Below are 17673 nucleotides of genomic sequence, written 5' to 3'. Positions count from 1 at the left end.
CGAAGACATGGCGTTCCACGACACCGGATGTCACGTGCATGGCGGGAAGCCTAACAGGAATCGCCAGGCCCGCCACCGCTCGCGTCGCCGTGCGGGCACGCCGCGCGAAGTCGCGCCCTCAGTGGGTTAGCCACCACGCGACGATCACCAGCAACACGAGCGAGACCAGAATCAACGTCACGTGTGACCGAGGCATAGGCGTTACCCGGGCGCCTCACCGGCGTGGCGGGCACGACGCATCAGGGCGATGCTTTTGCCGAGCAGGCCATCGAGCAGTCCCGCCGTGACCGCGGCCACCACCAGCACGACCGGCATCACCACCATGGCCTGGAGTACGAAAGCGAGCCCGGAAAGCCACAGCTCGTTGCCGTCCCACCAATTCAGGAAAGCGGTCACGGGGCTCACCCTATTCGGCCCTGCCGCCGAAAACCAATGTGCCAAGATCGGCCCATGTCCGCCCCGTCGTCCCCATCCGCGGCAACGGCCTGCCTGGTCGCCGGCGGCGGCCCGGCGGGCATGGTGCTGGGCCTGCTACTGGCCCGCGCCGGTATAGACGTCACGGTGATGGAAAAGCACGCCGACTTCCTGCGTGACTTTCGCGGAGACACCGTGCACGCGAGCACGTTGCGACTGCTCGACGAACTGGGTTTGGGCTCACGATTCGCGGAAATCCCACACCGCCTCATCGACACCGTCCACATGGAGATACAGAACGCACCGCTCGGCCTCGACCTGACCCGCCTGCCGGGGGCGCACAAGCACATCGCGCTGGTGCCGCAGTGGGACTTCCTGGAGCTGGTGGCCGCCGCCGCCGAGGCGGAACCGAACTTCCGGCTGTTGCGCAGCACCGAGGTGATCGGCGTCGTCCGGGACGCCGACCGCGTCGTCGGTGTCACCTACCGGGACCCGGCCGGCGAACTCAAGGAGATGCGCGCCGAACTGACCGTGGCCTGCGACGGTCGCGCTTCGACGGTGCGTTCGTCGGTCGGCCTCACACCGCACAGCTTCGGCGCGCCCATGGACGTGTGGTGGTTCCGGTTGCCGCGGCACCCCGGCGATCCGCGGGGTCTGGCCGGCGTGTTGCGGGCCGGACACGCCGTCATCGTGATCGATCGCGGCGATTACTTCCAGATCGCCTACATCATCCCGAAGGGAACCGACGCCCGGCTGCGGTCGGAGGGCATCGAAGCGCTGCACCGGGCGCTGGTCGGCATGGTGCCCTGGCTCGGTCACCGGGTGCAGACGCTCACGTCTTTCGATGACGTGAAACTGCTTGACGTACAACTGAATCGGCTTCGCCGCTGGTATGCCGACGGCGTCCTGTTCATCGGTGACTCCGCGCACGCGATGTCGCCGGTCGGCGGGATCGGCATCAACCTGGCGGTGGCCGACGCGGTGGCGGCCGCGCGCATCCTGGCCGACGCGCTGCGCGCGGGACGGGTCCCCACCCGGCGCCTCGCCCGCGTCCAGGCGCGCCGCTGGTTTCCCACCGCGCTGCTGCAGACCGCGCAACGGTTGATCCATGCCAATGTGATCGCCGCGGCGGTAGGCGGAAACGCGCAGCGTGCGCCGCTGGGAGTGCGGCTGGTGGGCCGCTCCCCTGCGTTGCGGCGAGTACTCGGCTATCTCGTCGCGATCGGCCCGCTTCCGGAGCACGCCCCGAGGTTTGCCCGGCGTCGCGGGTGACCCGAAGTGGCGCCACGTCGGCGAAAGAATGGACGCCGGGCCGCTCAACAGATGATGATGTCGGGATGGTCCTGCACGCCCAGCCCGACGACCAGCCCGCCGACGCCATGCCCGAGGAGGCATTTCAAACGGACACGGCGGCCTTACCATCGCCCATCGACTTCAGCGCGCCGGCGCCGCTGGCTTCGACCGGGGCACTGCGGAACCCGTTCCCACCGATCGCGGACTACGCCTTCTTGTCCGACTGGGAGACGACCTGCCTGATCTCGCCGGCCGGCTCGGTCGAATGGATGTGCGTGCCGCGCCCGGACTCCCCCAGCGTCTTCGGCGCCATCCTGGACCGCAGCGCCGGCCATTTCCGGCTCGGCCCCTACGGCGTTTCGGTGCCCTCGGCCCGCCGCTACCTGCCCGGCAGCCTGATCATGGAGACGACGTGGCAGACCCACACCGGGTGGCTGATCGTGCGCGACGCGCTGGTGATGGGGCCGTGGCACGACATCGAACGGCGGTCCAGGACCCACCGCCGCACGCCGATGGACTGGGACGCCGAGCACATCCTGCTGCGCACGGTGCGCTGCGTGAGCGGCACCGTCGAGCTGATGATGAGCTGCGAACCCGCGTTCGACTATCACCGCGTGGGCTCCACCTGGGAATACTCGGCCAACGCGTACGGCGAGGCGATCGCGCGGGCCACCAAGCAGCCCGACGCCCACCCGACCCTGCGGCTCACCACCAACCTGCGGATCGGGCTGGAGGGCCGCGAAGCCCGCGCCCGCACCCGGATGAAGGAGGGCGACGACGTGTTCGTCGCCCTGAGCTGGACCAAGCACCCGGCGCCGCAAACGTACGAAGAGGCCGCCGACAAGATGTGGCAGACCACCGAGTGCTGGCGGCAATGGATCAACATCGGCAACTTCCCCGACCACCCATGGCGCGCCTACCTGCAGCGCAGCGCGCTCACGCTGAAGGGGTTGACGTACTCGCCCACCGGCGCCCTGCTGGCGGCCGCGACCACCTCACTGCCGGAAACGCCGCAAGGCGAACGCAACTGGGACTACCGCTACGCCTGGGTGCGCGACTCCACCTTCGCGTTGTGGGGCCTCTACACGCTCGGGCTGGACCGGGAGGCCGACGACTTCTTCGCGTTCATCGCCGACGTCTCCGGCGCCAACAGCAACGAACGCCACCCGCTGCAGGTGATGTACGGCGTGGGCGGCGAACGCAGCCTGGTGGAAGAAGAGCTGCACCACTTGTCCGGTTACGACCACGCCCGGCCGGTGCGCATCGGCAACGGCGCCTTCGACCAGGTCCAGCACGACATCTGGGGCTCCATCCTCGATTCGTTCTACCTGCACTGCAAGTCCCGTGAGCAGATCCCGGAGAGCTTGTGGCCGGTGCTCAAGAAGCAGGTGGAAGAGGCCATCAAGCACTGGCGGGAGCCCGACCGGGGCATCTGGGAGGTCCGGGGCGAACCGCAGCATTTCACCTCGTCGAAGGTGATGTGCTGGGTGGCGCTCGACCGCGGGGCGAAGCTGGCCGAGCGGCAGGGCGAGAAGAGCTATGCGCAGCAGTGGCGGGCCATCGCCGAAGAGATCAAGGACGACATCCTGCAACACGGGGTGGACTCCCGCGGCGTGTTCACCCAGCGCTACGGCACCGACGCGCTCGACGCCTCGCTGCTGCTCGTGGTACTCACGCGCTTTTTGCCCCCGGACGACCCCAGGGTGCGCAACACCGTGCTGGCCATCGCCGACGAACTCACCCAGGAAGGCCTGGTGCTGCGCTATCGCGTGGAGGAGACCGACGACGGGCTGTCCGGCGAGGAAGGCACGTTCACGATCTGCTCGTTCTGGTTGGTGTCGGCGCTGGTGGAGATCGGCGAGGTGGCGCGCGCCAAGCGATTGTGTGAGCGGCTGCTGTCCTACGCCAGCCCGTTGCACCTCTACGCCGAGGAGATCGAGCCCCGGACGGGCCGGCACCTGGGTAACTTCCCGCAAGCGTTCACCCACCTGGCGCTGATCAACGCGGTGGTGCACGTGATCCGCGCCGAGGAGGAGGCCGACGGCTCCGGGATGTTCCAGCCCGCCAACGCACCGATGTAGTCGCGATCGCAAGCGCGGCGAAGCCGGGCGAAGCGGGTCGCCACGATCAGGACAAGCCCGGGTACCTCCCGCTTGCGGGGGACGGGTCGCACCACGGGATGTAGCCGGCCGCGTCAGCTCAGCGCGCTCACTTTGTCTCGCATGACTTGCGCAATGTCGAGGGCCCTGGCGTTCGTGTCACGCGGCGCTTCTTGCGACGCGCTCGATGAGTCGAAGAAGTCGACCTCGACTTCGATGAGGCAATTGTCCCGCACCCCAACGGCCCGCTCGGCGGGAAGGGATGGGGGCGAGAACGACGGCGGCGTGTTCCATTGCGTCGAAATGGTGGCCGCGACAACGGAAATGGCACTTTGCACCTGACTGATTTTCACTTCCAGCGGCAGGCTTCCGCCCGATAGGGGGACCGTCTTTCCATCGCAGTCTCGCCACTGCTTGGAGAACGTCGCGAACACGGCGTAGGCGTCGGCGGCCGTGGGCAGGCTGATGGCCGCCTCTTGCACCCTGGTCACCGCCGCGCCGGGCGCGACAGCGGGCCGCCACGTTGTGCGCGCGACGGCTCTCACGTTGGCGGACCGATAGGTGCCCGCCTGCATCATCACCGCGACCCCGAGGCAGCTTTCGGGCCCCAGTGACCGCTCACCGCCCAACATCTCGGGGCCCCCGACGAGCGGTGGGGCGCCGGGGTCGGGCTCCACGGGCTCCCTGACAACGCGGGATAGCGCGCTCTTGCCGAGAAGCACCCGCTCGAGGATTTGCCCGTCGAGGAATCGCGACGTGAGTTTCGCTGGTGGCCGCGCCGCGCCACCGACCGTGATGGAGCAACCGGTGGCCGAGATCAGGACGACCGAAAGCGCTGCGGCGCACCAACGTCGGCGCAGACCGCGGCGTCCACCGGACGGGGCGGCGACGAACGCAGAACGGAATACTTCACTGCCGCAAATGCTTTCCATGCGCTTCTCGGCTACCTCTCACTTCACCGAAGAGTTTAGGCTCGACGGCACGGCGAAACCGTCGCCGACGCGTGAGCACAGCTCAACCCCAGAGAAGTCCCAGGTTGGTGGCAGGTGCCGGTCAGCTCAGCCCGCTGACCTTGTCCATCATCGCGTGCGCGATGTCGATGGCGCTGCGGTGCACGTCGCCGGACCCCTCGTCCGACGAACGCGTCGAGTTGAAAAACGCCACTTCGACTTCGACGAGGCAGTTTCCCCGCACGCCGATGGCGCGCGCTTCGGGCCTGGGTCCGCTCGACGGCAAGCCCGGCAATTGGGTGTCGATCGAAATAGTCGCGGCCAGAACCGATTCGGAGAGCCGCACCTCGGAAATGGTGTCCGAGAAGACGATCGCGGGGCGGTCGGTGATGATGCTGGGGCGCCCGATGGTCACGGTAGTGCCCTCGCAGTCGCGCCACTGCTGTGCAAACTGTTGGAACAACGTGGCGGCCCCGGCGGCGCTGGACAGGGCGACGACACCCTCGGCGACGCTGATGACCTTCGCCGGTCCGCGCTGGTTCCACCACGTCTCCCGCGCCGCATTCTTGACGTCGCCGGATGGATAGGCGTCCTTCACCAGCATCGAGGTGACACCCACGCAGTTGGCGGGCGAGACCGCACCGAAGGCCGGCGGCAGCACCTCGGGACCGCCGAAGCGCGCCGGGAGTTCGTTTTTGCTTCCGAAGGACTGGCCCAGTAGCTTCGACAGCTCAGCGTCGTCGAGGAGCACCTGCTTGACGGGCTGCCCGGTGACCGGGTGGGGCTTCAGGTTCGGCGCGGGCCGCGCGGTCCCGTCGACGGTGCAGCCGGTGGCGAGCACCACAGCGGCCAGGCAGGACAGGACCATCCGGGCGGTTCTCATCAGCTGCTGCTCGAGACTTTTCGCAACATCACCTCGACGAGATCGATTGCCCGGCGGCCGGCCTGCACACGCGGGCCGTCGGCCACTTTGACGTCGGCGATGACCTCGCCCTTGACCCCCACGGCCCGTTCGTCCGGGCACGGCGGAGTGTGATGGTTGTCCCACGCGATGACGGTCGCCGACAGTACCGGCCCGTCGACGCGGGTGTCGGTGGCCTTCAAGTACAACCCGGTGTTGCTCGAGTCGTGGGTGTACATGGTCACCGTGGTGCCGTCGCAGCGTTGCCATTGCTCGACAAACGACGTGAAGAGCCGTTGCGCGTCGGCCGTGGATGCCAGCTTGATCGCCGCCGCCGTTGCGCCGGGCACCGCCACGCCGGAATCGTAATTCCAGTAGTCCTGCGTCGCGGCGGCACGCACGCGGCCAGGTTCGTAGACGATGCGCATCGCCGGCGCGGCGACCCCGAGGCATTGGATCGGTGCGGCGCCATCGCTATCACGGATCCCGTTGGCCAGCAGGTCAATATCGCCCACCTGGGCCGGGCGATGCGGCGGCAGCTCGTTCCCGACGGCTGCGTTGACCTCCGGGCCGTCCGGCAGGACTTGCTCGAGCGGTAAGGTGGCGCCGCCGAGATGACCGGCGCGCGTGGGTGTGCCGTTGACGGTCGTGACGCATCCCGTGCTCAGCAGGCCGATACCCACCAGGACAACCGCTCGCATCGGCACTGCTACTTCTTGCCCTTGTCGCCGGCGGCGTCGGTGGACAGCGCCGCGACGAAGGCCTCCTGCGGCACGTCCACCCGCCCGATGGTCTTCATCCGCTTCTTGCCCTCCTTCTGCTTTTCCAGCAGTTTGCGTTTGCGGGTGATGTCTCCGCCGTAGCACTTCGATAGCACGTCCTTGCGGATCGCCCGGATATTCTCGCGTGCAATGATTTTCGACCCGATGGCCGCCTGCACCGGAACCTCGAACTGCTGACGCGGGATCAGCTCTTTCAGCTTGGTCGTCATCTTGTTCCCATAGGCGGACGCCGAATCCTTGTGGACGATCGCACTGAAAGCGTCGACGGCTTCGCCCTGCAACAGGATGTCGACCTTCACCAGTTGCCCCTCCTGCTCGCCGGCCTCCTCGTAGTCCAGGCTGGCGTAGCCCCGGGTGCGCGACTTCAGCAAGTCGAAGAAGTCGAAGATGATCTCGCCGAGCGGCATCGTGTAGCGCAACTCGACCCGCTCGGGCGACAGGTAATCCATGCCGCCCAACTCGCCGCGGCGCGACTGGCACAGCTCCATGATGGTGCCGATGAACTCGCTGGGCGCGATGATGGTCGTCTTGACGACCGGTTCGTAGACCGTGCGCACCTTGCCCTCGGGCCAGTCCGACGGGTTGGTCACCACGATCTCGGTGTCGTCCTCTTTGACGACCCGGTAGACGACGTTGGGTGACGTCGAGATCAGGTCCAGGTCGAACTCGCGCTCCAGGCGTTCGCGGGTGATCTCCATGTGCAGCAGGCCGAGGAACCCGCACCGGAACCCGAAGCCCAACGCCACCGACGTCTCCGGCTCGTAGGTCAGGGCCGCGTCGTTGAGCTGCAGCTTGTCCAGGGCGTCGCGCAGAACCGGGTAATCGGAGCCGTCCACGGGATACAGGCCCGAGTAGACCATCGGCTTGGGTTCGCGATATCCCGTCAGCGCCTCGGTGGCGCCGTGCCGGGCCGTCGTCACCGTGTCGCCGACCTTGGACTGGCGGACGTCCTTCACACCCGTGATCAGGTAGCCGACCTCGCCCACCCCCAGACCCACGCTGGGCTTCGGTTCGGGCGACACGATGCCCACCTCGAGCAGCTCATGGGTGGCGCCGGTGGACATCATCAGGATGCGCTCGCGCGGGACGATCTTGCCGTCCATCACCCGGACGTAGGTCACCACGCCGCGGTAGATGTCGTAGACGGAGTCGAAGATCATCGCGCGGGTGGGCGCGTCGGCGTCGCCTTGCGGATGCGGCACCTCGCGCACGACGTGATCGAGCAGGTCGGCGACACCCTCACCCGTCTTGCCGGAAACCCGCAGCACGTCGCCGGGCTCGCAGCCGATGATGTGGGCGATCTCCCCCGCGTAGCGGTCCGGATCGGCGGCCGGCAGGTCGATCTTGTTGAGCACCGGGATGATGTGCAGGTCGCGGTCCAGCGCCAGGTACAGGTTCGCCAGCGTCTGCGCCTCGATGCCCTGGGCCGCGTCGACCAGCAGCACCGCGCCCTCGCACGCCTCCAGCGCGCGCGACACCTCGTAGGTGAAGTCGACGTGCCCCGGGGTGTCGATCAGGTGCAAGACGTACTCTTCGTCACCGACCTTCCAGGGCAGCCGGACGTTCTGCGCCTTGATGGTGATTCCGCGCTCGCGCTCGATGTCCATGCGGTCCAGGTACTGCGCGCGCATCGATCGCTCGTCGACGACGCCGGTGAGCTGGAGCATCCGGTCCGCGAGCGTGGACTTGCCGTGATCGATGTGGGCGATGATGCAGAAGTTCCGAATCTGCGCCGGCGCGGTGAAGGTCTTGTCGGCGAAACTGCTGATGGGAATCTCCTGGTCTGGACACGCTTGGGGGCGCTTGAGCGCCGGCTCATTGGTATGTCCAGGGTATCTAGGCGGGGTGCCCGAGACCTACTTGGACACAATCGCACCCGCGCGACGCGCGTCTATGCTGCGAATATGGCGTCGGCCCGCAAATCCCAGTGGAAGACGTTCCAGCGGTTCGCGGAAAACCTGGTCTTCGATCGGGCCCCGCGGCTGGCCCGGCACGTGCAGAACTCGCAGACCGTGCTGCGCGAATTGCAGCACGCCGTGAAGATCACCGCGAACGTCATCGCCGCCGCCGCGCCGCAACCGCCCGCGGTCACCGCGGGCCGCCCGGTGACCAGCACGAGCTTCCCGACCGCGAAGCGCGCGCGCAAGCTGATCTACGCGCCCGACCTCGACGGCCGGGCCGATCCCGGCGAGATCGTCTGGACGTGGGTGGTTTACGAGGACGACCCGACCCGGGGTAAGGACCGGCCCGTGCTCGTGGTCGGTCGTGACCGCCGCGTCTTACTGGGGTTGATGGTGTCCAGCCAGGAACGCCACGCCGAGGACCGGGACTGGATCGGAATCGGTTCCGGCGCTTGGGATTACGAAGGCAGGCCGAGCTGGGTTCGGCTGGACCGGGTGCTCGATGTCCCGGAGGAGAGCATTCGTCGCGAGGGCGCGATCCTGGACCGCGAGATCTTCGAAGTGGTGGCCGAGCGGCTGCGCGCGGACTACTCCTGGAGCTAGTCGCCCAGCGTGTAACCACTGCGAAAACCGGCCGCATTTTCGCGCTGAACGCACGCTCGGCGACGACGCACGCCGTGGGGTGGGGGCAGGAGCCGCAATCAGCCCTGCGTGATGTAGGACTGCAGCTGCTGCTGTTCGGCCTCGAGCTCTTCCATCCGGGTCTTCACCACGTCGCCGATGCTCACGATGCCGATCAGCTTCTTGCCGTCCAACACGGGCACATGGCGCACCCGATTCTTGGTCATCAGCACACTCAGGGAGTCGACGGTGTCGGCTTTCGTGCAGGTGGCGACGGTGGTGGTCATGATCTTCGAGATCGGGCGCGACAGCACGCTGGCGCCATGGGTGTGCAGCTCGCGCACCACGTCGCGCTCGGAGACAATGCCGACGACGCCCTCGTCGCCGACGACGACCATGGCGCCGATGTTCTGCTCGGCGAGGCCGGCGAGCAGCTCTTTCACCGTCGCCTCGGGGTTGATGGTCACCACCGCCGCGCCCTTGTTCCGCAAGACGTCTGCAATCCGCATCAAAGGCCTCCAGCCGGTTGTGATCCGCTTCACACCAGGCTACGGCTAACTCGTGCGGCGCAAAAGCCACGACGAGAACCGGTAGCCGATCCGTGTCCATACCCTGACGTCGCCGTTCGAAACCAGGACGCTCGATCGCTCGGATCGCCCGATTGGGCCACTGCGGAGGGCCGCGGCTTGCAAGATGGGGCCATGATCGAGATCACGCTGCTGGGAACCGGGAGCCCGATCCCCGACCCGAACCGGGCCGGCCCGTCGACTCTGGTGCGGGCCGGCGGGCAGGTATTTCTGGTGGACTGCGGGCGTGGGGTGTTGCAGCGTGCGGCGGCCGTGGGCGTGGGCGCCGCCGGATTGTCGGCGCTGCTGATCACGCATCTGCACAGCGACCACATCGGAGATCTCGGCGACCTCCTCATCACTCGCTGGATCAGCACCTTCGAACCGGACCCGGCGCCGCTGCGGATCATCGGACCGCCCGGGACCGCGGAGACGGTCGAGGCGACGCTGCACGCGTTCCGCCACGACATCGAGTACCGGCTCGCCCATCACGCCGACCTGAACGCCCCACCGTCGGTCGAGGTCCACGAGTGCACCGAGGGGGCGGTGTGGGACCGCGACGGCGTGTCGATCCGGGTGGCACCGACCGATCACCGACCGGTGGCGCCGACCATCGGGTTCCGCATCGACTACGGCACGGCGTCGGTGGTGCTCGCCGGGGACACGGTGCCCTGCGCCGGCCTCGACCAGCTGGCGGCCGGCGCCGGCGCTTTGGTGCACACCGTGATCCGCAAGGACATCGTCGGAAACATCCCGCAACAGCGGCTGCAGGACATCTGTGACTACCACTCGTCAGTCGAGGAGGCGGCGGCAACCGCGGCCCGCGCGGGGGTGGGCACCCTCGTCATGACGCACTACGTGCCCGCGCTGGTGCCGGGCCAGGAAGAGCAGTGGCGGGCCCTGGCGGCGTCGGAGTTCGACGGGCGGATCGAGCTCGGCGACGACCTGCATCGCGTCGAAATCAACGCACCGTAACGGTCACTCTCCAATGCCGTTGCGGCGCAACGGCAGCAGCGACCCCGCCAGCACCAGCCAGCACAGCGCCAGCACCCTGGCAACCGGCAGGATCACGCCCAGGTCCGGCCAGACCAACACCGCCGTCGCCGCTTCGGCAAGGGCGGCGATTCCCAGGCCGGCCCAGGCCACCGGGCTCGGCAGCAAACCGCGGCTCAGGGCGGGACCCGCGATCCCGGCGACCAGCAGGCCCAGGGCCACGATGTGCCCCGGGCCACCGACCAGAAACACCAACAGGTACAGCGCGCGGACCAACGCCGCGTCCGCGGCGACTTCGGGCAGCGACAGCGGCCAGGCCAGCAAGCCGCACAGCCCCAGCGCGCCGGCGGCCACGACGCCTCCCGTGAACGCGATCGACGCTCCCGGCCCGGCAGCGCCGAGCCGGCGCAGCCGGACGTTGACCGTCGCCGCGTAGAGCGCCAACGGGACCGACGACGCAAACGTCGCCACGGCGATGACGCGCACGGCGACCGGCTCCGCACGGACGTAAGCCGCCACCGCGGCCGCCGGGCCGTACGGCAACGGCATCACACCGCCCAGGGCGACCCCGACCGCGATCCCACCGAAGAGCACCGCGACACACAGCACGGACAGCAGCAGCAACCAGGGGCCACCGCGGTGAGGCGCAGTGTCGTCCATGGCGTGAACGCTATGCCCGCGCCGGCTAGGCCAGCCGGGTGACCTCCACGACGACGTCGAGGTCGGTCGCACCCTCACCGGAGTAAATGCCTTTCAGGGGCGGGACGTCGGTGTAGTCGCGGCCGGCGCCCACGCCGACGTATTGCTCGGAGATCTCGGTTCCGTTGGTGGGGTCGTAACTCCACCAGGCGCCCGTCCACGCCTGAATCCACGCGTGGCTGCGCCCGTCCACGGTGTCCCCGACGACGGCGTCGCGCTTGGGATGCAGGTATCCCGACACGTAGTACGTGGGAATCCCCATGGCCCGCAACAACATCAGCGACAAGTGTACGAAGTCCTGGCAGACGCCCCTGCCCGCGTTCAACGCGTCCAGCCCCGACGAGTGCACGCTGGTGGTTCCCGGGAGATAGTCCAGCTCGCCGCGCACCCAGTCGCTGGCGGCGGCGACTGCCTCGGCGGGCTGGTGCGACTTGGCGATCTTCTTGGCCACGGACGCAACCTTCTTGCTCGCCGGGGTGTGCCCGGTGGGGCGAAGCAGTTCGTCGAACCGGTCGATCACCGCCTCGGACTTGAGGTCATCCCAGCCGACGTCGGTCACCGGCGGTTCCGGCTGCTCGGTTTCGACCACCGACGACGACGTCACCGTGAGGTCGGTGTGCGGCGCGTGCAGATCGAATGCCGTTACGGCGGTGCCCCAATAGTCGATGTAGCGATAGGACCGGGTCGCGGGGATCGTCTCGACGCGATTGAGGATGACGTTTTGCCTGGTGTTCGACCGCGGGGTCAACCGCGCTTCGTTGTAGGACGCGGTCACCGCCGACTGGTAGGCATACCCGGTGGTGTGCACCACCCGCAGCCGCCACATCAGCCGTCCCCTTTCCTGCTGACCAGCCGGCCGCGATCCCCGGCATCCGACCACGCCACCCACGGCGTGACGTGAAAGTACTGCACCGACAACGCTTCTCCGACATCGTGGCAGGTTCGCTGCAGGCCCGCCAGGCGCGTCTCCAGGGACTCCAGCAGTACACCGGGTTGCACGAATTCGAGTTCACTTCGGGCCTGCCCGAGCAGCCGCTGCGCCTCCCCGGTGGCCCCGATCCGGCTTTGTCGAGAGTGCAGCAGTTCGTCGAGGTTGTGTTCGGCGAGCCGCAGCGAATAGAACACCGAACGCGGGAACAACCGGTCCAGCAGCATGAATTCGACCACCCGCCCGGCGTCCAGCACGCCGCGGTAGGTGCGCAGGTAGGTGTCATGGGCGCCCGCCGAACGCAACAGCGTCACCCACGCCGGGGATGAAGCGCTGTCCCCCACCCGTGAAAGCAACAGCCGCACCGTCATGTCCACCCGCTCGATCGCGCGGCCCAGCACCATGAAGCGGTACCCGTCGTCGCGCGACAGCGTCGAGTCGGCCAGGCCGGCGAACATCGCCGCCCGGCCCTCGATGTAGGACAGGAATTCATGGGGCCCAAGGCGTTTGGCGGCACGCTCGCGTTCGGGCAGGGCATGGTAGGTGGTGTTGAGGCACTCCCAGATCTCGCTGGACGTCACCTCCCGCGCCGACTTGGCGTTCTCGCGCGCCGCCGTGATGGCGTCGACGATCGAACTACCGCCCGAAGCGTTGGTGCTGAAGGCCACCAGGTCGGTCAGCGACCAGACGTCTAGGTCGTGGTGCGGGGGGTCGATGCCGAGCACCCGCAGCAGCAGCCGGGACGCCTGGTCCGGGTCGACGCTGGACTCCTCGAGCAGTTGATGCAGCACCACGTCGAGGATGCGGGCGGTGTCGTCGGCCCGTTCGACATAGCGACCGATCCAGAACAGTGCCTCCGCGTTACGGGCCAGCATCAGCGCTTCGCCCGCCGCTCTTGCTGCTGAAGCTGCTGTTCCTGGGGCGATTCCGTGGGTTGCGTCTGGGTCTGCGCGAAACGCTGCGCGCCATCCAGCACCGGGTCGGACATCGACTCCGGCAGCGAGCGCACGACTTCCGCCGCGCCGAGCTCATGGTCACCGCCCGAGGTCCGCGACGCCAGCACCCAGGTGTCCTTCGACCCGCCGCCCTGGCTCGAGTTCACCACCCGCGAGCCCTCGACCAGGGCCACCCGGGTCAGCCCGCCGGGCAACACCCAGACGTCGTTGCCGTCGTTGACCGCGAACGGCCGCAGGTCGACATACCGGGGCGCCAGCGTGTTCCCGATCTGCGTCGGCACGGTCGACAGTTCCATCATCGGCTGGGCGATCCAGCTGCGCGGGTCGTCGCGAACCTTCTTGGCGACGGTGGCCAACTCCTTCTCGGAGGCTTCCGGCCCGAACACGATGCCGTAACCCCCGGACCCCTCGACCGGCTTGAGGACCAATTCGTCGATCCGGTCCAGCACCTCTTCGCGTTCGTCGTCGAGCCAGCACCGGTACGTCTCGACGTTGGCCAGCAGCGGCTTCTCCCCCAGGTAGTACTCGATCATCGTCGGCACATAGGTGTAAACGAGCTTGTCGTCGCCCACACCGTTGCCGATGGCGCTGGAGACGACGACGTTGCCGGCACGGGCCGCGTTGACCAGGCCGGCCACCCCGAGGACCGAGTCGGCGCGGAACTGGAGCGGGTCCAAGAAGGCGTCGTCGATGCGCCGGTAGATGACGTCGACCTGCACCTCCCCGTCCGTGGTGCGCATGTAGACCTGGTTGTCGCGGCAGAACAGGTCGCGACCCTCGACCAGCTCGACCCCCATCTGACGGGCCAGCAGCGAGTGCTCGAAGTAGGCCGAGTTGTACACCCCGGGAGTGAGCACCACCACGGTCGGGTCGGCCTCGTTGGTGGCCGCGGAATTGCGCAAGGCGCGCAGCAGGTGCGACGCGTAGTCGTCGACCGCACGCACCCGGTGGGTGGCGAACAGATTCGGGAAAACCCGCGCCATGGTCCGCCGGTTCTCCATGACATACGACACCCCGGAGGGCGAGCGCAGGTTGTCCTCGAGGACCCGGAAGTTGCCCTTCTCGTCGCGGATCAGGTCGATGCCCGCCACGTGGATGCGGACGCCGTTGGGCGGGACGATGCCCACCGCCTCGCGGTGGAAATGCTCGCAGGAAGTGATCAGGCGGCGCGGGATGATGTCGTCGTTCAGGATCTCCTGATCGCCGTAGATGTCGTCGAGATACATCTCGAGTGCCTTGACGCGCTGGATGATGCCGCGCTCCAACCGGCTCCACTCGGCGGCCGAGATGACCCGCGGAACCAGGTCGAGCGGAAAAGGCCGCTCCTGACCTGACAGCGAGAACGTGATGCCCTGGTCGATGAACGCCCGGCCCAGCGCTTCGGCGCGGGCCTTCAGGTCCGAGGCGTCCGACGGCGCGAGCTCGGCGTAGATGCCCTTATACGGGCCGCGAACGGTGCCGTGGGCATCGAACATCTCGTCAAATGCCATCGAATAGACGTCTGAGGACGTGTTGTAGCCGCCGAAAATGCGCTCGGCACGCGCGGCGCGTAACCCCCGCCCGGTTTCCTCGAGCTGGCTCGGAAGACTCACTTTTCAGATGCTGCCTCAAATTGGCGTTATGGCAGGCCACGGGTTCCCGTTTTGGGAGAAAACGTAACCGACTGATAACCTGGGCAGTCGCTGTGGTGATATCCGGCGCCCCCAACAAACGTCGAAGCGGAGAAGGAACTAAAGCGTGGCCAACATCAAGTCGCAGCAGAAGCGCAATCGCACCAACGAGCGCGCTCGACTGCGCAACAAGTCCGTGAAGTCTTCGCTTCGCACCGCCGTCCGCGCGTTCCGTGAGGCCGCCCACGCCGGCGACAAGGAGAAGGCCTCGGAGTTGCTGGCCGCGACCACCCGCAAGCTGGACAAAGCGGCCAGCAAGGGCGTGATCCACAAGAATCAGGCGGCCAACAAGAAGTCCGCCCTGGCGCGCGCTCTCAACAAGATCTGACCCGCCCGCTCATCGGTTCCGGTTCGCGGCCAGCTCGGCCACCTTCCTGACCGCCGATTCCAGCGCATAGTCGGCGTCCGCCACGGCTCCTTTGACATTGGCGTTGAGCGCCGCCACCACCTTCATCGCGGCCGCGACACTGTCGCGCGACCAATACCGCGCCTGCTTCTGGGCCTTCTGCACCCGCCACGGCGGCATTCCCAGCTGCGACGCCAGCCGGTAGGGATCGCCTGACAACGGCCCGACCCGACCGATCGTGTGGATCGCTTCGGCCAGCGCGTCGGCCAGCACCACCAGCGGCTCCCCGCGCATCATCGCCCACCGCAGCGCTTCGGCCGCTCCCGCGACGTCGCCGGCCACCGCCTTGTCCGCGATGTCGAACCCCTTCACCTCGGCTTTGCCGCTGTGATAGCGGCGGACCGCGGCGGCATTCACGACCCCGCCCGTGTCGGCAACCAGCTGCGAACAGGCGGCCGCCAGCTCCCGCACGTCGGAGCCGACCGCGTCCAGCATGGCGGTCACGGTCTCCTCGTCGACCTTGACGCGCAGCGCACGAAACTCCTTGCGGACGAAGTCGATTCGTTCGCTGGCCTTGGTGATCCGCGCGCACGGATGCACGACGGCGCCCAGTGACTGCAACTCGGTGGCCAGCGCCTTGGCCCGCCCGCCGCCCGAATGCACGACCACCAGCATCGTGCCCAGCGGGACGTCGGCCGCGGCCGAGGCGATCACCGCGGCCGCCTCCTTGCCCGCTTCGCCTGCGGACTCCAGCACGACGATGCGCTCGTCACCGAACAGTGACGGACTCAGCAGCTCGGCCAGCTCGTAGGTACTGACGTCACCTGCCCGCATTCGGCTGACCGGAACGTCGTCGATCCCGGTCCGCTGGCGCGCCGCCCGCAATACGTCGGCCACCGCCCGCTCGACCAGCAGCTCCTCGTCTCCCAGGACCAGGTGTAACGGCGAAACCTCTGTCACCCCACGATGGTGTCACGAGGGACCGACTACGCCGCCCCGGGATCCACCACCTTCGACAGCCACCAAGCCAGCGCGCAGAGGGCAGCCGTCAACCCGCCCAGGCCGAGCGCGGCGCCAAACCAGCGCCGGCCGCGCAGCCTCTTGACCGCCACGACGATCAGCGCGGTCACCCCGGCGACCAGCACCACTCCCGGCACCCCGGTCGGAACGGGCAGTGTCGCACCGGGCGCGCCCGCCGACCATTGCGCCACCCGCACCACCCACCACAGTTCGGGGCCGGTGAAACGGACCAACACGTGTGCGCCGGGCGGCCACACCACGCTCAGCACCGCCGCCGCGCTGCCGAGCACGGTGATCGGCGCGATGACCGGCGCCGCCGCGAGGTTGGCGCCCACTGCCACCAGGCTGACCCGCCCGGAGATGCCCGCCACCAGCGGAGCGGTCACGACATGTGCGGCCGCGGCGATCGCCAGGGCGTCGGCCAGCGGCTTGGGGCAGCCTCTTTCCGCCAGGCGCCGCGACCAGGACGGCGCGATCAACACCAACGCCGCCGTCGCGATCACCGACAGCGCGAAGCCCACGTCGACGGCCAGCTGCGGGGCCAGCGCCAGCAAGACCAGCACCGCGGCGCAGAGCGCCGGGATGGCTTGCCGCCGCCGCGAGGAAAGCAACCCCGCCAGCCCGATGGCGCCCATCACGGCCGCCCGCAACACGCTCGCCGTCGGTTCCACGACGATGACGAACGCGACCAGCGTCACGGCGGCGAGGACGACGGCCGCCCGTGGACCGATCAGGCGCGCCGAGAACAGCACGGCCGCACACACGATGGTCACGTTGGCGCCCGACACCGCCATCAGGTGCGTCATCCCTGCCGCGCGAAAGTCCCGGTCGGTCTCGGCGGGAACCGCCGAGGTGTCGCCCAGCACCAGGGCAGGCAGCATCGCCGCCTGGTCGCCGGGCAGCGCGCCGCGAACCGCCGCGACGAATCGGCCCCGCACCGTGTGCGCCGCCCGGTGCACGGCGCCGGCGGTGCCCAGGGTCGGGCGGCCCGACGCGTTGAGCACAGCGACGGTGAGGTCGCGGCGGGTCGGGCGGCTGATCCTCGCGGTGAACCGCATTGGTCGGCCCACCATCAGCCCGTCGGCTTCCGGTTCGAAATCCGATGCGCGCGCGAAGACGACCACGCGCCCCGAGATCTGCGCGTCGGGCAGGCGCTGCAGCTTGGCGCGAAACATGAGCCGGCCGCGACCCAACGACACCGGGCTCTCCGTGGGAGTGACTGTCACCGGGACGGCCGTCCCGAACGCCGCCGTGATCGGGTGGCGATCGACAGTTTCGGCGCGCAGCGCGACCGCAAACCCGAAGCCCGCGCCGGTGACGCCGACCGCGACCAGGCCGGCGCTGACGGCCCGGTGCCTCCCGGATTCGCCCCGCCGGGGCGACGCGCGCCACACCAGGGCGCCGGCGGCGGCAACCAATAACAGACAGACCCCCGCGATCGCCCGGCCGATCGGCCACCAGATCCCGGCGGCGGTCACCGCCCAGCAGGTGAGCGCGGCCGGCACCAGGCGCGCGTCAACGCGTGCCACGCCCG

At 68.4% G+C, this 17673-nt stretch carries 16 protein-coding genes and 1 pseudogene; 5 read left to right on the top strand and 12 right to left on the bottom strand.

What is annotated here, in order from left to right:
- Positions 1–201: 201 nt before the first annotated feature.
- The gene (locus tag A5750_RS06185; RefSeq protein WP_066952819.1) at positions 202–396 is read right to left on the bottom strand and encodes a hypothetical protein; all 195 of its coding nucleotides are present in this window, start codon (positions 394–396) and stop codon (positions 202–204) included.
- A gap of 54 nt (positions 397–450) precedes the next feature.
- Here A5750_RS06185 and A5750_RS06180 point away from each other — a divergent pair, with 54 nt between their 5' ends.
- Positions 451–1686, top strand: a complete 1236-nt coding sequence (locus tag A5750_RS06180; RefSeq protein WP_067261630.1) for an FAD-dependent oxidoreductase — start codon at positions 451–453, stop codon at positions 1684–1686.
- Between the two features lie 65 nt (positions 1687–1751).
- Entirely contained in the window at positions 1752–3788 is a 2037-nt protein-coding gene (locus A5750_RS06175) for a glycoside hydrolase family 15 protein (protein ID WP_066952811.1), read from the top strand.
- Between the two features lie 113 nt (positions 3789–3901).
- Here the strand turns inward: A5750_RS06175 and A5750_RS06170 are convergent, their stop codons facing one another.
- The 4 genes and pseudogenes from A5750_RS06170 to lepA all read right to left on the bottom strand — a co-directional run bounded on the left by A5750_RS06170 (position 3902) and on the right by lepA (position 8315).
- A complete protein-coding gene (locus A5750_RS06170) occupies positions 3902–4738 on the bottom strand; it encodes a sensor domain-containing protein (RefSeq protein ID WP_082948328.1) in 837 nt (278 codons plus the stop codon).
- 121 nt (positions 4739–4859) lie between these two features.
- Positions 4860–5639 (bottom strand): sensor domain-containing protein, encoded by a 780-nt coding sequence (locus A5750_RS06165; protein WP_066952809.1) that lies wholly within the window; start codon positions 5637–5639, stop codon positions 4860–4862.
- Complete coding sequence (locus A5750_RS06160) at positions 5639–6358, bottom strand: sensor domain-containing protein (protein ID WP_067261663.1); 720 nt, start codon at positions 6356–6358, stop codon at positions 5639–5641. Before A5750_RS06160 ends, A5750_RS06165 begins: the two co-directional genes overlap by 1 nt.
- A gap of 8 nt (positions 6359–6366) precedes the next feature.
- A pseudogene (gene lepA / locus A5750_RS06155) lies at positions 6367–8315 on the bottom strand (translation elongation factor 4).
- Between the two features lie 28 nt (positions 8316–8343).
- Between lepA and A5750_RS06150 the strand changes: the two are divergent.
- Positions 8344–8943 carry a type II toxin-antitoxin system PemK/MazF family toxin gene (locus tag A5750_RS06150; RefSeq protein ID WP_066952805.1) on the top strand — a complete coding sequence of 200 codons (600 nt, stop codon included), beginning with the start codon at positions 8344–8346 and terminating at the stop codon, positions 8941–8943.
- A gap of 98 nt (positions 8944–9041) precedes the next feature.
- Here A5750_RS06150 and A5750_RS06145 read toward each other — a convergent pair whose 3' ends face one another.
- Positions 9042–9470, bottom strand: coding sequence for a CBS domain-containing protein (locus A5750_RS06145; protein ID WP_066952803.1), 429 nt, complete (start codon positions 9468–9470; stop codon positions 9042–9044).
- A gap of 192 nt (positions 9471–9662) precedes the next feature.
- On the opposite strand from A5750_RS06145, the gene A5750_RS06140 reads away from it, so the two are divergent.
- The gene (locus tag A5750_RS06140; protein WP_067261661.1) at positions 9663–10502 is read left to right on the top strand and encodes a ribonuclease Z; all 840 of its coding nucleotides are present in this window, start codon (positions 9663–9665) and stop codon (positions 10500–10502) included.
- A 3-nt stretch (positions 10503–10505) separates the two neighbouring features.
- Here the strand turns inward: A5750_RS06140 and A5750_RS06135 are convergent, their stop codons facing one another.
- Genes A5750_RS06135 through A5750_RS06120 form a run of 4 tightly spaced genes read right to left on the bottom strand, consistent with a single transcriptional unit; the run spans position 10506 to position 14695 of the window.
- Positions 10506–11180 carry a hypothetical protein gene (locus A5750_RS06135; RefSeq protein ID WP_066952801.1) on the bottom strand — a complete coding sequence of 225 codons (675 nt, stop codon included), beginning with the start codon at positions 11178–11180 and terminating at the stop codon, positions 10506–10508.
- Positions 11181–11205: 25 nt separating this feature from the next.
- Complete coding sequence (locus A5750_RS06130) at positions 11206–12045, bottom strand: transglutaminase family protein (protein ID WP_067261625.1); 840 nt, start codon at positions 12043–12045, stop codon at positions 11206–11208.
- Positions 12045–13022, bottom strand: coding sequence for an alpha-E domain-containing protein (locus A5750_RS06125; protein WP_066952797.1), 978 nt, complete (start codon positions 13020–13022; stop codon positions 12045–12047). The genes A5750_RS06130 and A5750_RS06125 overlap by 1 nt, the downstream gene beginning before the upstream one ends.
- Positions 13022–14695, bottom strand: coding sequence for a circularly permuted type 2 ATP-grasp protein (locus A5750_RS06120; RefSeq protein WP_066952795.1), 1674 nt, complete (start codon positions 14693–14695; stop codon positions 13022–13024). Before A5750_RS06120 ends, A5750_RS06125 begins: the two co-directional genes overlap by 1 nt.
- Positions 14696–14840: 145 nt before the next feature.
- Between A5750_RS06120 and rpsT the strand changes: the two genes are divergently transcribed.
- Complete coding sequence (gene rpsT / locus A5750_RS06115; RefSeq protein WP_066952793.1) at positions 14841–15101, top strand: 30S ribosomal protein S20; 261 nt, start codon at positions 14841–14843, stop codon at positions 15099–15101.
- Positions 15102–15110: 9 nt separating this feature from the next.
- On the opposite strand, the gene holA is transcribed toward rpsT, so the two are convergent.
- Together holA and A5750_RS06105 are read right to left on the bottom strand one after the other, a co-directional pair.
- Positions 15111–16079 (bottom strand): DNA polymerase III subunit delta, encoded by a 969-nt coding sequence (holA, locus tag A5750_RS06110; protein WP_067261623.1) that lies wholly within the window; start codon positions 16077–16079, stop codon positions 15111–15113.
- A 26-nt stretch (positions 16080–16105) separates the two neighbouring features.
- Positions 16106–17668, bottom strand: a complete 1563-nt coding sequence (locus A5750_RS06105; RefSeq protein WP_067261659.1) for a ComEC/Rec2 family competence protein — start codon at positions 17666–17668, stop codon at positions 16106–16108.
- Positions 17669–17673: the final 5 nt, after the last annotated feature.

The organism is Mycobacterium sp. 852002-51613_SCH5001154 (assembly GCF_001667425.1).
GTDB lineage: Bacteria > Actinomycetota > Actinomycetes > Mycobacteriales > Mycobacteriaceae > Mycobacterium.
The sequence above is the reverse complement of the archived record's forward strand: the minus strand, read 5'-3'. Positions and strand labels throughout refer to the sequence as shown.

What these genes read in the sequence shown, in the direction of transcription:
- A5750_RS06160 (WP_067261663.1), bottom strand. Translation starts at nt 6,358, where the DNA reads ATGCGAGCGGTTGTCCTGGTGGGTATCGGCCTGCTGAGCACGGGATGC.
- A5750_RS06145 (WP_066952803.1), bottom strand. Translation starts at nt 9,470, where the DNA reads ATGCGGATTGCAGACGTCTTGCGGAACAAGGGCGCGGCGGTGGTGACC.
- A5750_RS06180 (WP_067261630.1), top strand. Translation starts at nt 451, where the DNA reads ATGTCCGCCCCGTCGTCCCCATCCGCGGCAACGGCCTGCCTGGTCGCC.
- A5750_RS06170 (WP_082948328.1), bottom strand. Translation starts at nt 4,738, where the DNA reads ATGGAAAGCATTTGCGGCAGTGAAGTATTCCGTTCTGCGTTCGTCGCC.
- A5750_RS06135 (WP_066952801.1), bottom strand. Translation starts at nt 11,180, where the DNA reads ATGGACGACACTGCGCCTCACCGCGGTGGCCCCTGGTTGCTGCTGCTG.
- A5750_RS06130 (WP_067261625.1), bottom strand. Translation starts at nt 12,045, where the DNA reads ATGTGGCGGCTGCGGGTGGTGCACACCACCGGGTATGCCTACCAGTCG.
- A5750_RS06125 (WP_066952797.1), bottom strand. Translation starts at nt 13,022, where the DNA reads ATGCTGGCCCGTAACGCGGAGGCACTGTTCTGGATCGGTCGCTATGTC.
- A5750_RS06140 (WP_067261661.1), top strand. Translation starts at nt 9,663, where the DNA reads ATGATCGAGATCACGCTGCTGGGAACCGGGAGCCCGATCCCCGACCCG.
- A5750_RS06165 (WP_066952809.1), bottom strand. Translation starts at nt 5,639, where the DNA reads ATGAGAACCGCCCGGATGGTCCTGTCCTGCCTGGCCGCTGTGGTGCTC.
- A5750_RS06175 (WP_066952811.1), top strand. Translation starts at nt 1,752, where the DNA reads ATGGTCCTGCACGCCCAGCCCGACGACCAGCCCGCCGACGCCATGCCC.
- A5750_RS06150 (WP_066952805.1), top strand. Translation starts at nt 8,344, where the DNA reads ATGGCGTCGGCCCGCAAATCCCAGTGGAAGACGTTCCAGCGGTTCGCG.